General features: G+C 71.7%; 7 protein-coding genes. 5 read left to right on the forward strand and 2 right to left on the reverse strand.

All coding sequences use genetic code 11. From position 1 onward, the window contains the following. Positions 1 to 79: 79 nt before the first annotated feature. Positions 80 to 2,680 carry a rifamycin-inactivating phosphotransferase gene (gene rph / locus ACGFIM_RS28905; RefSeq protein WP_393206216.1) on the reverse strand — a complete coding sequence of 867 codons (2,601 nt, stop codon included), beginning with the start codon at positions 2,678 to 2,680 and terminating at the stop codon, positions 80 to 82. Positions 2,681 to 3,156: 476 nt separating this feature from the next. Between rph and ACGFIM_RS28910 the strand changes: the two genes are divergently transcribed. Then, positions 3,157 to 4,320, forward strand: a complete 1,164-nt coding sequence (locus tag ACGFIM_RS28910) for a low temperature requirement protein A (RefSeq protein ID WP_393206219.1) — start codon at positions 3,157 to 3,159, stop codon at positions 4,318 to 4,320. A gap of 196 nt (positions 4,321 to 4,516) precedes the next feature. Here the strand turns inward: ACGFIM_RS28910 and ACGFIM_RS28915 are convergent, their stop codons facing one another. Next, positions 4,517 to 10,789 (reverse strand): RHS repeat-associated core domain-containing protein, encoded by a 6,273-nt coding sequence (locus tag ACGFIM_RS28915; protein WP_393206222.1) that lies wholly within the window; start codon positions 10,787 to 10,789, stop codon positions 4,517 to 4,519. 462 nt (positions 10,790 to 11,251) lie between these two features. On the opposite strand from ACGFIM_RS28915, the gene ACGFIM_RS28920 reads away from it, so the two are divergent. The 4 genes from ACGFIM_RS28920 to ACGFIM_RS28935 are packed head-to-tail and all read left to right on the forward strand — an operon-like array spanning position 11,252 to position 13,542. Then, positions 11,252 to 11,587, forward strand: a complete 336-nt coding sequence (locus ACGFIM_RS28920) for a PadR family transcriptional regulator (RefSeq protein WP_393206225.1) — start codon at positions 11,252 to 11,254, stop codon at positions 11,585 to 11,587. After that, on the forward strand, positions 11,584 to 11,973 hold the full coding sequence (locus ACGFIM_RS28925) for a DUF1048 domain-containing protein (RefSeq protein WP_393206228.1): 390 nt from the start codon (positions 11,584 to 11,586) through the stop codon (positions 11,971 to 11,973). Before ACGFIM_RS28920 ends, ACGFIM_RS28925 begins: the two co-directional genes overlap by 4 nt. Positions 11,974 to 12,007: 34 nt before the next feature. Next, a complete protein-coding gene (locus ACGFIM_RS28930) occupies positions 12,008 to 12,784 on the forward strand; it encodes an ABC transporter ATP-binding protein (RefSeq protein WP_393206231.1) in 777 nt (258 codons plus the stop codon). After that, positions 12,781 to 13,542, forward strand: a complete 762-nt coding sequence (locus ACGFIM_RS28935) for an ABC transporter permease (RefSeq protein WP_393206234.1) — start codon at positions 12,781 to 12,783, stop codon at positions 13,540 to 13,542. The genes ACGFIM_RS28930 and ACGFIM_RS28935 overlap by 4 nt, the downstream gene beginning before the upstream one ends. Positions 13,543 to 14,079 lie beyond the last annotated feature (537 nt).

Below are 14,079 nucleotides of genomic sequence, written 5' to 3' on the forward strand. Positions count from 1 at the left end.
GTCCTCCCGCGAAAACGTTGCGGAGCGCATGAAACGGTTGATCATACTGTGGCCCGGACCCGCACCCCGCATTCCGCGATCAGTCGAGGAGTTCGACGTAGCCGTCGCTGCCGTGGACGCGGATGCGCCGGCCGTCGCGGATCAGCCGGGTGGCGCGGTCCACGGCGACGACCGCGGGCAGCCCGTACTCGCGGGCGACCACCGCGCCGTGCGTCATGAGCCCGCCGACCTCGGTCACCAGCCCGGCGGCGGCCACGAACAGCGGGGTCCAGCTCGGGTCGGTGTAGGCGGTGACCAGGATGTCGCCGGTCTCCAGGCGGGCCTCGGCCATGTCGGTGACGACGCGGGCGCGGCCTTCGACGGTGCCGGCGGAGACCGGCATGCCGGGCAGCGCGCCCGGCGGGAGGTCGGCGCGGCGGTAGCGGCCGGTGAGGGTCTCGCCGTCGGAGGTGATGACGCGGGGCGGGGTGAGCGCCTGGCAGGCGCGGAACTCCTCGCGCCGCCCGGCGATGAGCGCGGCGTCGGCGCGGCCGGTGGCGACGACCTCGCGCAGCTCGTCGAAGCGCAGGTAGTACACGTCGGACGGCTCGCGCAGCGCGCCGGCGGCGACGAGGCGCTCGGCCTCGCCGAGCAGCGCCTGCTTGTAGACGAAGTAGCGGCTGATCATGCCGAACTTGGGGTATTCGCGGTAGCCGGTGAAGGTGCGGACGCGGTCGATCATCTGCTTGGTCTCCTCGGCCTTGCGCTCGCCGCCGGGCAGGGCGCGCAGGCGGGCCAGCACGTCCCGCTCCTTGCGCCGTGCCTCCTCCAGGCCCCGCTCGAAGCGCTGCTTGCCCGCGCCGGGCGGGAAGTTCCTGACGTTGCCGAGGAGGGTGGGCAGCAGCTCGGCGGGGTTCTCGCCCCAGCGGGTCCTGGTGATGTCGATCTCTCCTGCGCAGCGCATGCCGTACGCGTCGAGGTAGCCGCGGATGGCGTCGCGGGCCTCGGTGCCGCCGGGCAGGCCGGCCAGCTCGTCCAGGAAACCGGCGCCGCGCCGGCCCTCGGCCGCCACCCGGTCGAGGAACGCGACGACCTCGGCGTGCGGGCGGATGGTGTCGGCGACGTCGAGGAGCGCGAGCCCCATCTCCGAGGTGACGTTGTGCGGCACGGACTGGCTGAGCACGTTGGCCGCGTTCTTCTCGCCGAGCCACTCGCCGAGGTGCTCGTTGAGCCAGACGGCCGCGTCCATGCCCGCCGCGATGACCTGGCCGCTGCGCGGGTCGAACAGCAGGCGGCGCAGCTCGGCGAGGTCGTCCTGGATGAAGTCGATCAGCGCGGTGCCCGACAGCCCGGCGATCTCGCGCCGCAGCTTCGCGACGGATCCGGCGTTGCGCCGGATGAGCTCGGTGACGATGGCCGGGTCGGCCGGAAGGGGCTCGCCGCGTGGGGCGAGGTGCTGCGGCAGCGGTGCGCCGTCGTCCTCCTTCAGCGGGACGAAATCGCGTTCGAGCACGGTTTCGAGGGCGTCGCGGAACAGCGGGTCGGCCGTCCGCATGGCGTTGAGCAGCGCGGCACGGCCCGAGCGGGTGGACAGCAGCGGCGTGCAGTCCACGAAGAGCCGCCCGCCCGCCTCCGTCATCGGCCGTGGCGTGGTGAGCTGCCAGAACGACAGGCCGAGCGGGCGCATCGCGTCGGTCATCATCTGCTGGTGCCCGACGGACAGGTAGACGTGGTGGCCGTCGTCGCCGGCCTCGGGGATGGGGAAGAGGGTGGTGATGGGCCGGCTCTGCACGACGTACAGCTCGTCGCCGGTCAGGCACCACTCGATGTCCTGGGGGCGGCCGAAGTGCGCCTCGATGCGGCGGCCAAGGCGCGCCAGGCGAACGGCCTGCTCGTCGGTGAGCACCGGCAGGTTCCGCCGCTCCGGCTCGATCGGCACGTGCTCGATGCCGCCGTCCGGTGACGCCTGGACGGCGCTGGTCTTGGCGGCGATCTCGGAGGAGAGCACGCGGTCGTCGCCGACGGTGTAGACGTCGGCGGTGACCTGGCCGGAGACGAGGGCGTCGCCGAGCCCCCACACGGCCTCCACCTGTGCGACCTTGCGGTTGGAGGTGACGGGGTCGGCGGTGAACAGCACGCCGGCCGCGTCGGGGAAGATCATGCGCTGCACGACCACGGCCATGCGCACCTGGCGGTGGCCGAAGCCGTTGCGTACGCGGTAGGTGATCGCGCGTTCGGTGAACAGCGAGGCCCAGCAGCGCAGGACGTGCCGCAGGATCTCCGGCAGGCCCGCGACGTTGAGGTAGGAGTCCTGCTGGCCGGCGAAGGAGGCGGTGGGCAGGTCCTCGGCGGTGGCGCTGGACCGCACCGCGCAGGGGGCCGTCTCGCCGAGCCGGGCGAGCGCGGCGGCGATCTCGGCGGCGACGTCATCGGGGATCTCGAGGCCTTCGACGGCCTCCCGTACCTCCGCGCTGAGCGCGGCGATCGCGGCGCGGTCGCCGGGGCCCGCGCCGTCGAGCCGGTCGAGCAGCGGCCCGATCGCGCCGGCCACGACCCGCTGGTAGGCGTCGGTGGTCACGCAGAAGCCGCCGGGCACGCGTACGCCGCCGGCGCGGGAGAGCTCGGCCAGGTTCGCTCCCTTCCCGCCGGTGCGGGCCGCGTCCGTCGCGCCGGCCTGGTCGAAACCCAGCACATACCGCACGTTTCTTGCTCCCTCGTTCGTCGGGGCGATTGGCAACGCGCAAGTATGGACCACATTCCGGTTCCTCATGAGGCCCGGCGATCTGCTATACAGTGAAAGTGGCGGAGGGCTCGTGGCCCCCGCTTTCTTTGTGCTGTTGAGCGGTGTGCGGCTCCAGCAGGGCGGCGACCTTCGCGACCTCCGGCGCCCGTCGCGCGCAATACCTCCGGTGTCTTCCGCCAGGCCTCGAGCGCGGCCGGCAGGTCCCTCATGTCGCGGTGCGCCTCGCCCGGCGCGCGCGTCGATGAGCCGCCCGGCACGCCCGCGTCGAGGAGCAGCGCGCGGGCGTCCTGGCGGCGGTCGCCGCCGGAACGGGAGCGGCCGCAGGACGGCGGCATCTTCGCGGCCTTCGTCCGGATAATGACCTGTGCGGGCCGATCCTTTACGATGCCCGCAACGCTCGATTACTTGATTACAAACCCCCTGGAAGGCCCGGCATGCGGCTCCCTCACTGGTTCAGCGAGTGGCCCGGCGACGCCGCCGACGAGCCCGACCTGCGCGTCTCCACCCTGGAGCTCTTCTTCGACCTGGTCTTCGTCTTCACCGTCACCCAGCTCACCGCGCTGCTGACGACCGGCATGGAGGAGCCCCGCCCGGGGCATCCCGCGGTGGGCGTCGGTGAGAGCGCGCTGCGGGCGCTGCTGGTCTTCGGCGTGCTGTGGTGGATGTACGCCGGTTACGTCTGGCTGCTCAACGCGGTGCCGCCCGCCCGTCCTGCGCGGCGGATCCTGGTGCTGCTCGGCATGGCCGGTTTCCTGCTCATGGCGCTGGCCATCCCGAGCGCGTTCCACGGCGGCGGGGTGGCGTTCGCCGCCGGCTACCTGCTGCTGATCCTCGTGCACGGCGCGCTCTACGCGCAGGCCACCAGCGCGATCGTGCGCGTGCTGCCGTTCAACCTCGCCGCGGCGGCGCTGGTCGGCGTCGCCGGGTTCCTGGAGACGCCCTGGTCGTACCTGCCGTGGACGGCCGCGCTGCTCCTGCTGTGGGGCAGCCCGTACGTCATCGGCCAGCGCGGGTTCACGCTGCGCGCCGCGCACGTGGTGGAGCGGCACGGGCTGCTGGTCATCGTGGTGCTCGGCGAGTCGATGCTGGCGCTCGGCATCGGCGCCAAGGACCTGCCGGTCGACCTCGGCCTGTGCGCGGCCGGGGTGCTCGCGCTGTGCCTGGCCGCGTGCCTGTGGTGGGCGTACTTCGCGGGCGAGGACGAGCAGGCCGCCGAGCGCACCCTGGCCGCCACCGAGCCGGTACGGCGGACCAGGATGATCCTCGGCGCCTACTTCTACGGCCACATCCCGATGCTGCTCGGCGTGGTGGCGGTGTCGGCCGGGATCAAGAAGGTGATCGGGCATCCCGCCGACCCGCTCAAGCCGTCGGCGGCACTCGTGCTCGCCGCGGGCGTGACCCTGTACCTGGCGGGCGACTACTGGTTCCGCCGGGTGCTGAGGCTGCCGTGGGCGCGGGTCAAGGGCGTGGTCGCGGTCGCCGCCCCGGCCGCCGCCCTGGCCGGACTGTGGGCGGGGCTCGCGGAGCTGGCGGTGCTGTTCGCGCTGCTGGTGGCGATGCTGCTCGCCGAGCGCCGGCGGGCTCCGGCCGCCGGATGAACGCCGGTCCCCGCCGCGGCGCCGCCGTGCCGTAACGGCCGTGCACCCTCGCGAGGCCGTAACGGCCGTGGGCCCCGCGAGGCCCGGCACTCCTGACGGGCCGCGGACGCGGGGAGCCCCCGCCCCGGACGGGTCGCGTCCGGAAGCGGGGGCTCGGTGCGTCCTTTGTCTCGGATCCGATCGCCTAGGTGATCGATCAGGACGGAGGCACGGCCGGCGGCCTGAAGATCTCCCACAGCCGGTAGAGGACCGTCCAGCCCTTCCAGCCCGAGCGCGGCGTCTCCGACGTGTACGGCTTCGACGCCGGGCCCCAGCCGGTGCCCTGGTGCGCGATGGTGTCCGCCTCCCTCGGGGCCGCCCTGGTGAACGACCCGGTGGGGTGCACCCGGCCGAGCTGCTGGTCGATCGAGCGCTTCTGCGCCTCGCTCAGCCCGCGCGGCTGGGAGTTGCTCGCCGGCGTCCGCTGCGCCTTCGGCGGCGTCTGCCGCTGCACGGCCTTGCGGCTGCTCGGCCGGACCGCCGGACGCTGCCGGTGAGTCACCCTGGGCTTGGCCGCCCGCCTGGTCACCGCCCTGCGCGCGGCCGCCGCGCGCCGCCGGGCCGCCGCGGCACGGCGTGCCGCTGCCGCCGCCCGCCGCCGGGCCGCCGCCGCTGCCGCCCGCTGCCGGGCCAGCGCCGCCTTCCGCCTGGCGATGGCGGCCGCCCGCCGCTTGGCCGCCTCGATGGCGCGCTTCCTCGCCTCGGCCGCCGCCCGCTTCCTGGCCGCCTCCGCGGCGCGCCGCCGGGCCGCCTCGAGAGCACGCTTCCTGGCCAGGGCCGCGGCCCTGCGCCGGGCCGCCGCGAGCGCCGCACGCCGCGCCGCCGCCGCTGCCGCACGCCGGGCCGCGGCCTGCAGCGCCTTCTTGATCGCCCACCGCGCGGCCACCCGCGCGGCGATGCCGGCCACGATCCAGACGATCTGCCCGTCGGGGTCGCTCATCGACACCGGGCTGTTGTTGGCGTAGGCGTACCCGTTGAGCTGCTGCGGATCCGCCACGTCGATGATCGGGTCCACCGACAGGAAGCGGCCGTTGGCGGGGTCGTACTCGCGGGCGCCGAGGTGCACCAGCCCGGTGGTGGCGTCCTTGGTGCCGCCGACGAAGCCGCGTTCACCCGGCCACCATGGTGGCGGTGTCCCGCGATCCTCGCCGAACGGGGTCTGCCTGCGGATGGCCGGCTCACCGGTGCCGGCGTTCACCATCGCCTGCGCCGTGCCCTGGTGGTCGTTGCCGATGAAGTAGACCTGGTCATCCGGCGTGCGGACCGCGATGGCCTCGTTGCCGATCGTGTAGTACCGGGTCTGCTCCACGGTGTCCTTGGCGTAGTCGAACCGCAGCTCCATGTCGTCGATGTAGAGGGTGGCGTCGGTCGGCGTCTTGCGCAGCAGCCGGTCGCCGTCGGCGTCGTAGATGAACGACGTCGTCTTGCCGCCCTCGGTCACCGACTCCAGGTTGCCCTCGGCGTCCCAGACCAGGGTCTGGTCGGCGTTGCCGACCTTGCGCCTGATCGTGTTGCCCGCCTCGTCATAGGCGAACACGTCGGAGCCTGCGCTCTGCAGCGCGTGCGGCTGCTTCTCGCCCGCCTTCGGGTAGGTGAAGGCGCGGACCTTGTCGGAGGTGCCGCCCCAGCCGTGCTTGACCTCCTTCGTACGGTTGCCGGTGACGTCGTACTCGTAGCTGACCGCGTACGGCGCCACGCCGCCGATCTTGCCGTCCTGCGGCGCGCCGCTCGCGCAGTCGTCGGTGGCCGTCCACGCGGCGGTGAGCCGGCGCAGATGGTCGTGGGTGAAGCACTGCGTGTCCTGGTCGGCCCGGTCGGCGATCTTGGTGATGTTGCCGACCGCGTCGTAGGAGTAGACCAGGTCGAGGTCGCTCTTGGACGCCTCGGCCCGGTCCAGCCGCATGCCGGTGAGCCTGCGGGTGCCCTCGTCGTAGGTGTAGGTCAGCCAGGTCTTCTTGCCGCCCTGGCCCAGCTCGTACTGCAGGGTCTCGCCCAGCTTGCTGTAGCGGGCCGCGGTCACGTACGCCGACAGGCCCGTGACCTTGACCGGCTGGTTGAGGTCGTCATAGGTGTAGACGACCTGCTCCGCCTCCAGGCCGCCGCCGGCGGGGAAGCTGATCGACTGCACCTGGTCGTCGAGCGTGTAGCGGGTGTTGAGCTGGTAGGAGCCGGCCAGCCTGCCCTCCCGTTCCGGGATGGTGATGGTCTGGCGCAGCGTGCGGTAGTCGGCGTCGATCGCGTTGATCTCGGCCTTGTACGCCTGCCCGTCCACGTACCGGATGGAGGCGTGCATGTGCCCCTTGGCGAGCCCGTCGTACTTCCACTCCGCGAGGAGCGTGCCGTTCTCCGAGCCCTCGCGCATCTGGGTCTTGCGGCCCAGCGCGTCGTAGCCGTACCAGAGGGTCCTGCCGCGGGCGTCGGTGGTGGTGACGACCTCGTCGGCGTCGTTGTACGTGGTGGTCGTGACGCCCTTGTCGGGGTCCTCGGTCTTGATCTGGCGGCCGCGCATGTCGTAGTGGTACCGCCAGACGTTGCCCGCCGGGTCGGTCACCGACGCGAGCCGGCCGGCGCGGTCGTAGGTGTACTTGGTGGAGTCGTACTCCCCGGTCGGCGTGGAGCCCTTGTACTGGCGCAGCTCGATGAGCCGGTCGTGGGCGTCGCCGATCCTGGTCGTGGCGGTGTCGCCGGGCAGCGGGGTGATGTGGATCCTGTCGCCCTCGTCCTTGATCGAGACGCGGTACCTCTCCACGCCCTTGACCTTGAAGACCTCGGCGTTCGCCTCGCCCGCGCCGTCGTAGAGCTTGACGACCTGGGAGGGCACGGCGGTGTCCGCCACGCCGAGCAGCTCGGTCGAGGGGCTGCCGGTGGCGAAGTAGCCGGTGTTGGCCTTGGACTCCTCGCCCTGCGAGTTGTAGAAGGTGTCGGTGATCGTGCGGCCCTCGCGCAGCGACGGGTCGGACGCCGTCTCGTCGACGGGCGCGGGTTCCTGGGTCTGGCGCTCGCGCATCAGGCCGTCGAACAGCTCGTGGCTGGTGGTGTAGGTGCCGTCGGCGTTGAGCGTCTTGGTGGTGATGACGCTCGGGCCGTCGTTGCGCACCAGGTAGGAGTACTCGGTGCTGGGCGACTGGCCCGCGGCCCTGCTGCGGTCAGGCTGCCAGACCTTGATCAGCCGGCCGAGCGCGTCGTACTCCGTGTCCACGCGCCGCCCGGCCGCGTCGATCTCCGCGATCGGCTCGCCCCAGGCCGGCTGGAGCAGCGTGCGCTCGGTGTGACCGAGCTGGTTGGTCTCGGTCGTCTCCGTCGGCAGCGCGCCCGTCGCCGGGCTGTAGGTGGTGACCGACTTGGTGCCGACCGGGTCGGTCTCGGTCAGCTCGCGGCCGTACACGTCGTACGTGCGGGTGCTGCCGGTCATCGTCTCACCGTCGGGCGAGACGAGCTCCTGCACGGCCGTCACGTCACCCTTGGTCGGGGCCTGGCCGTTCGACTGACCGTCGTACTGGATCCTCTCGTCGGAGACGATCTCGTCGGCGGACAGCTTGGCCGGCCCGGTCTCGCAGGGGGCCGCCACCTTCTGCACCCTGCTCGGGAAGTCGAGCATCCAGCTCGTGTCGTTGCGGGCGTAGGTGTAGCGGATGCACTGGTCGTCCTCGCCGGTGGCGAGGTCGCCCTTCTCCTCGACCTGCAGCAGCAGGCCGTTGGTGTCGTACGTGCGGTCCTCGCCGGTACGCCGCCACTTACCGCCCGCGATCGCGGTGCGGGTGACCATCGAGCTCGGCTGCACCATGTGCGCGGTCTTGGTGACGCCTCCCTGCGTGGACTCGGCGGTCTTGGCCGACCAGGCGTCCTGGACGGTCGCGGTCAGCACCGCGCCGCCGTCGCCGTCGTACAGGATCTCCTCACGCTCGAACCCGGCGAGCTGGTCGAGGTCGTCCTTCTTGCCGCCCTCGGAGTCCTCCACCTGGACGCTGCGCTTGGAGCCGTCGGCCAGGCGGTCGCCGTGCATGCCGCGGAAGTAGCGGAACTCCGTCAGCGTGCGCTTGCCGTCCTGGCCGTCGCCCCGGCGGACGCGGACCCGGCCGAAGCCGCGGAAGTCGGCCCACGTGCGGTGCTCGGGCTTGACCAGGATGTTGTCGGCGTAGTGCCAGGCGGCGCCGTCGAGGTACTCGTAGTCGGTGACCACGTCCGGCGAGCCGCCCACCCGGTCCACCTCGATGGTCTGGGTGACCACGTACTTGTGGAACCAGTCGGTGACCTCCGGCTCGTCCGGCGGCGCCCAGCGCTGCGGGAAGCAGCGCCTGGTGTTCTTGTCGGCCGCGGCGGGCACGTCGCCCGGCTCGCAGTCGGCCGCCGAGTAATTGATGCGCAGCTCACCTCCGTACTCGTTGTCGATGGCCTGCACCCGCCACTTGACCAGCGGGGCGCGGCCCTCGTTCGAGTCCACCCTGTTGGGCAGCTGCACGCCGGTGAACGTCACCGGCGGCAGCGTGATCGTGCCGCCCACGTGCCCGGTCTGCTGGAGGGAGGCCAGCCACAGCGCCGGGCTCATGCCGTCGCCCGTTGCGGGGAAGCTGTGCGTCAGCGTCCAGGAGTCCACCGCGGTGAACTGGCCCGAGGCGTCGCGCACCTGGGTGGTGACCTTGGCGAGCCGCTTGCGGGTGAAGAACGTCGGCGCCAGCCGGTCGGTGCACTTGGCGCCGCTGTCGCAGATCTGGTCGAACGGCACGTCCGGCCAGTGGCTCGCGGTGTCCTTCTTGAGCTGGTCGGGCGCGCAGGTGATCGAGCCGCTGGGCAGGCAGCGCTCGGCCACGTCGAACACCACGCGAGCGGCGGGCTGCTTGGTGAACAGCTCGCTGCTCAGGTAGCCGTAGTCGATGCGGGTGAGGTAGGCGGCGCGCACGTACTGGGTGCCCTGCTCGGGCTTCATGTTGCGGCCGTAGTGGTTGGTCTCGCGCTCGTACCAGTACGTGGTGGCGTTGCCGTGCGGGTCCACCTCGAAGTCGAGGTTCCAGCGGTAGGCCTGCTGGCACCAGGCGTTGGCCGGGGTGCTGCTGTGGCAGGGCTCTCCGCTGTTGTTGCCGAACACGGGCACGGTCTGCACGGACTTGGTCTCCGGCTTGCCGCTGCTCCAGCCGGGCAGCCGGTTCATGCCGAAGGTGTACTGCATGCCGTCCGGCGTGGTGACGCGCCAGTACTCACCGTTGTCGTCGCCGTTGGTGGCGCCGGTGAGCAGCTCGATCCTGGTGCCGTCGTCGCGCTTGGGGCGCCACTGCTTGGTGGTGGCGTCCTTGATCAGCTCGACCGACGAGTTGCCGAGCGACATCGTGGCGTTGTCCTGGTCCCAGCACAGGTCGCCGGTCTTCTTGCCGTCGAGCATGCAGGCCTTGTAGCGGCGCTCGATGAACCCGCTGGGGTTCAGCTCGAAGCCCTCGCCGACCCAGGACGTCTGGTTGTTGGTGGAGACGGTACGGCCGTCCACGCTCTGCGAGGAGTAGCCGAGCGTGATCTCCGGCTCCTCTCCGCCGAGCGCAGGCGGCACGCGCATGTCGTAGGTCCAGCTGAAGTCGCCCGACTGGGTGCCGACGCTCCAGTCGGATGCGGGCGACAGCGACGTGGCGGAGTGGTCGCCGGACGGGCCCGACGGCGCGGCGGTCAGCGCGTACAGGCCGCCGGTCTCGACCTCGGCGGTGACCGTGCCGGCGGTGGCGTTGTTGTCGCTCTTGACCGGCTCCGGCGGGGCGCAGTTCGCCGCGCCGGTGAGCGCGCACTCTTCCAGCTTCACCAGGCGCAGGCGGGAGCCGTAGTCGCCGCCGAAGGCGTAGCGGAAACCGGAGTAGTCGACCTCGACGCGGGTCTTCTCCGCCGCCTTGGCGGTCGCGGCGCCCTGTCCCGGCGTGATGCGCATGGCCAGGCCGAGCAGGTCGGTGTCGAGCAGCTCGACGGTGATGGGGGTGGCGTCCTTCGCGCCGCTCTCCCCGGCCTTGGCCGACTTGCCGGACTTGTCGGCGCTCGGTGCCAGCCGGACCGGGAAGTCCGACGCGACCGTCTTGGCGGCGGCGCCGCCCAGCTCTGCCTTCTGCGGCTTGGGCCAGCTGACGGCGGGCGCGGCCTTCCACGCCTGTTCGGCGGCGGGGTCGGGAAGCGGCGACTTGACCGGGACCTTGGTGCCGGTCACCGGCTTCTCCCGCTGGACGGCGGGGGCCGAACGGCGTTCGGCCTGGGCGGGCATGGCGAAGACCATGTCCACCATCAGGACCACGGAGAGGAAAGAGGCCAATCTGCGGGGCCAGCGCGAGGGCGGCTTGTCCTCCGCCGTCGCGAACCGGTTCCAGGACCGATCCGGGGTGTCGGTGCCGTCGGTGCCATCCGGTGGCCTCTGGCGCAGGCCGTTCCATCGGGAGTCGGGCAGGTCTAACTCGTCCGGCAGATCCATGAGGGCTCTCCAGTGCTTCGGGACGCCGACCGGGCGGGGGTGCGGCGCCCGGCGCGCCGTGCGTACGAGACCCTCGCGGGGTCTCGCTTACGGGGGTGAGGAGACGATCACGACGGTGATCGCATCGTCACCTGCGGCAAGCCGGAGGTCCAGACTTCTGCTCGTTCTGCTCACAATTTTTTCCAGCCACACTGCCACCACTGAAAATTTTCGCCCGCCGCACCGGCGCAACGTCCCCGCACAGCCCGCTCAGCGCGATGGAACGGCCCCTGGCCTGCGCAACCCGCCGCCCAGCGATAGGGCCCCACCCACCCGCACAGACCTTCCCGGGCGGCGGCCAGAGCCGGCCCGCCGGCCCGCACACGGCGAAGGGGCGACCCAAAGGCACTTGCGCCGCCATGGCTATTCAGCATTACTATGTACCAGTACCTAACGTTGCTGAGTAGCTGATGAAGGGCGTCCATGGGCAGGCAGCTGACGGAGATGCTGAAGGGCACGCTGGAGGGGATCGTGCTCGCGATCCTGTCCGGCCGCCCCGCGTACGGCTACGAGATCACCGCGTGGCTGCGCGACCAGGGCTTCTCCGAGATCGCCGAGGGCACCGTCTACGCGCTGCTCGTGCGCATCGAGCAGCGCGGATTCGTCGACGTGGAGAAGGTCCCGTCGGAGAAGGGTCCGCCCCGCAAGGTGTACACGCTCAACGCGCAGGGCCGCGAAGCCCTCGACGAGTTCTGGAGGACCTGGAGCTTCCTCGCCGAACGCCTCGACCAGCTCCGCGAAGGAGGCCACCTGTCATGACCACGGAAGGCGAGCCCAGGAAGGGCCTGCGGCACTACGTGGAAGTGCTCACCGGATCGTTGGAGCACAAGAAGCGCTACCGCGCCTACAAAGCGCGGGTCGAACGGCTCCCCGCGAGCCACCGCACGGCCGTCGAAGCGCTGCAGCGGTACATGATCTACTTCGGCCCCGGCACGGGCGAGAGCCTGCTGACGATGCTGGAGGACCTCGCCGACCTCTTCGAGCAGAGCGCGGCGAGCGGGACGCCGGTCCGCGAGATCGTCGGGGACGACCCGGTCGAGTTCGCCGAGACGTTCCTGCGCAACTACCCCGAAGGCCAGTGGCTGAGCCGCGAGCGCAAGCGGCTGGCCGACGCCATCGACCGCGTCGCCGACGAGCGGCCGTGACCCGGCAGACGTGACCCGACAGAACGGACACGACATGACCACCCGGCAGGGGCCCGCCATCAGCGTGCGCGGGCTGGAGAAGTCGTACAAGAACCTGCACGTGCTGCGCGGCGTGGACTTCGAGGTGGCGCGCGGCAGCGTCTTCGCGCTACTCGGCTCGAACGGAGCCGGCAAGACCACGACCGTGCGCATCCTGTCCACGCTGCTCAAGCCGGACGCCGGCAGCGCCGCCGTCAACGGCTTCGACGTCGTCACCCAGGCCAACGATGTGCGGGCGTCCATCAGCCTCACCGGCCAGTTCGCGGCCGTGGACGAGATGCTCACCGGCCGGGAGAACCTCGTGATGGTCGCCAGGCTGCGCCACCTGAAGCGGCCCGGCGAGGTGGCCGACGACCTGCTCGCCAGGTTCTCGCTCACCGACGCCGGCGGGCGCAGGGTGGCGGCCTACTCCGGTGGCATGCGCCGCCGCCTCGACATCGCGATGAGCCTGATCGGCGACCCGCCGGTCATCTTCCTCGACGAGCCCACCACCGGGCTCGACCCCCAGGCGCGCATCGAGGTGTGGCGGGCGGTCAGGGAGCTCGCCGGCCGCGGCACCACGATCCTGCTCACCACGCAGTACCTGGACGAGGCCGAGCAGCTCGCCGACCGCATCGCCATCCTCCACCAGGGCCGGATCATCGTGAACGGCACGCTCGACGAGCTCCGGCGGCTCCTGCCGCCCACGGAGGTCGAGTACGTCGAGAAGCAGCCGGCCCTCGAAGACATCTTCCTCGCCCTCGTCGGCACCGGCTCCAAGGAGGCCCCATGACCCGGCACTTCCTCGGTGACACCACCGTGATGCTGGGCCGCTCGCTGCGGCACATCGCGCGCAGCCCCGACACGATCATCACCACGACGCTCATGCCGATCGCCATGATGCTGCTGTTCGTGTACGTCTTCGGCGGCGCGATCGACACCGGGCCCGTCGCGTACGTGGACTACCTGCTGCCCGGCATCCTGCTCATCACGGTCGCCTCCGGCATCGCCTACACGGCGTTCCGGCTGTTCCTCGACATGCAGAGCGGGATCTTCGAGCGGTTCCAGTCGATGCCGGTCGCCCGGTCGTCGGTGCTGTGGGCCCACGTGCTGACCTCGCTCGTCGCGAACCTGATCTCGCTGGCGGTGGTCGTGCTGGTCGCCGTGCTGATGGGCTTCCGCTCATCGGCGGGCGTGCCCGCCTGGCTCGCCGTGGCGGGGCTGCTCGTGCTGTTCACGCTCGCGCTCACCTGGCTCGCGGTCATCCCCGGGCTCACGGCCAGGAGCGCCGACGGCGCGAGCGCGTTCTCCTATCCGCTCATCTTCCTGCCGTTCGTCAGCTCGGCCTTCGTGCCCACCGCGACGATGCCGGGCCCGGTACGCGCCTTCGCCGAGAACCAGCCGGTGACGGCGATCGTCAACGCCATCCGCGACCTGCTGGCCGGGCACCCGGCGGGTGCCGAGGTGTGGACCGCCCTCGGCTGGTGCGCGGGCCTGCTCGTCGCGACGTACGCCCTGGCCATGGTCACCTACCACCGCAAGATCGCCTGACGGTCAGGACCGCGGCGCGGCATCCCGAGCGCTGTCGCCTCACCACCGGCTCTCGTTGGAGAAGGCGGGCGCGGACAGGGGGTGTGTGCGCACGAAGCGCGGGCACGGGCACGGGCGTACGAAAGCCGCGCGAACGCGAACGCGAGCGCGCAAGCCGCGCGAGCGTGAGAGAACCCGCGCGGGCCTGGTGTGGAACGGCTGGTGCGAAATGGGGCGCGGGCGCCGCTGCGGGGCGCCCGCGCGCTTTCCCGGCGGGAAGGTGTCCGGCCAGGGCGGAGTCCGGCGGGCGCCTGGCCGGTCAAGGGGGAGGTGCCGGGAAGGAGCCGGCGCGGCCGGCCGTGGAGGGGTGGGCCGGCCAGCCGCGCCTTTCGAGGAGAGCGCAGGGTGCGCAGGCTCACGCGTCCGCGTCCCGATGTCCGGCGGGGCGCGGCGGCGCGGGCCCGGCACGCCGTCACGGTGGGTTCGCCAGGGTCCCCTTTCCGCGAGGTCCTCGATGGCGTGCGCCAGCCTAGGAACATCCGCCACATCAGCACCACA

The sequence above is a fragment of the Nonomuraea sp. NPDC049309 genome, from assembly GCF_043196965.1.
Taxonomy (GTDB): domain Bacteria; phylum Actinomycetota; class Actinomycetes; order Streptosporangiales; family Streptosporangiaceae; genus Nonomuraea; species Nonomuraea fastidiosa.

What these genes read in the sequence shown, in the direction of transcription:
- ACGFIM_RS28915 (WP_393206222.1), bottom strand. Translation starts at nt 10,789, where the DNA reads ATGGATCTGCCGGACGAGTTAGACCTGCCCGACTCCCGATGGAACGGC.
- ACGFIM_RS28925 (WP_393206228.1), top strand. Translation starts at nt 11,584, where the DNA reads ATGACCACGGAAGGCGAGCCCAGGAAGGGCCTGCGGCACTACGTGGAA.
- ACGFIM_RS28935 (WP_393206234.1), top strand. Translation starts at nt 12,781, where the DNA reads ATGACCCGGCACTTCCTCGGTGACACCACCGTGATGCTGGGCCGCTCG.
- ACGFIM_RS28920 (WP_393206225.1), top strand. Translation starts at nt 11,252, where the DNA reads ATGGGCAGGCAGCTGACGGAGATGCTGAAGGGCACGCTGGAGGGGATC.
- ACGFIM_RS28910 (WP_393206219.1), top strand. Translation starts at nt 3,157, where the DNA reads ATGCGGCTCCCTCACTGGTTCAGCGAGTGGCCCGGCGACGCCGCCGAC.
- ACGFIM_RS28930 (WP_393206231.1), top strand. Translation starts at nt 12,008, where the DNA reads ATGACCACCCGGCAGGGGCCCGCCATCAGCGTGCGCGGGCTGGAGAAG.